The organism is Streptomyces zaomyceticus, assembly GCF_014656215.1.
Taxonomy (GTDB): Bacteria; Actinomycetota; Actinomycetes; order Streptomycetales; family Streptomycetaceae; genus Streptomyces; species Streptomyces zaomyceticus.
The window spans coordinates 1-588 of record NZ_BNBZ01000078.1 but is presented as its reverse complement, the minus strand read 5'-3'; the positions used below and the strand labels follow the sequence as shown (position 1 = coordinate 588).

Genomic DNA, 588 nt, shown 5'->3' with positions numbered 1-588 from the left:
GACCTGTCCGGCACCGCGCAGTTCGGGGTCGGTGCGTCGGGCCAGCTCGCGGTAGTACGTCAGATGGCGCCGCTCGACCGCCGCCCGCTCCCCGGACTCCTCCAGACGCTCCCCCGCGTACTCCGCCACCGTCTCCAGGAGCCGGAACCGCATCCCCCCGTCCCCCGGGCCCGCCACCACCAGCGACTTGTCGACGAGCGCACCCAGCAGATCCAGCACGTCCGGCACACCCCCGGCCGCGTCGTCCGCGCACACCGCCTCCGCCGCCGCCAGATCACACCCACCCGTGAACACCGCGAGCCGCCGCAGCACCACCCGCTCCGGCCCGTCCAGCAGCTCCCACGACCAGTCCACCACCGCCCGCAAGGTCTGCTGCCGCGGCAACACCGTCCGCGCCCCCGACGTCAACAACCGGAACCGGTCGTCCAGACGGTCCGCGATCTGCCGCGACGTCAGCATCCGCAACCGGGCCGCCGCCAGCTCGATCGCCAGCGGCAGACCGTCCAGACGCCGACAGATCTCCTCCGCCGCCCCCGGATCCTCACCCACCACGAACCCCGGACGCGCCGCCGCACCCCGCTCCCCCAA

1 protein-coding gene is annotated in these 588 nt (G+C 74.1%); it reads right to left on the bottom strand.

What is annotated here, in order from left to right; genetic code table 11:
• Positions 1 to 588, bottom strand: a 588-nt coding sequence (locus IE311_RS36505; protein WP_409351074.1) for an ATP-binding protein, incomplete at both ends; no start/stop codon positions are given.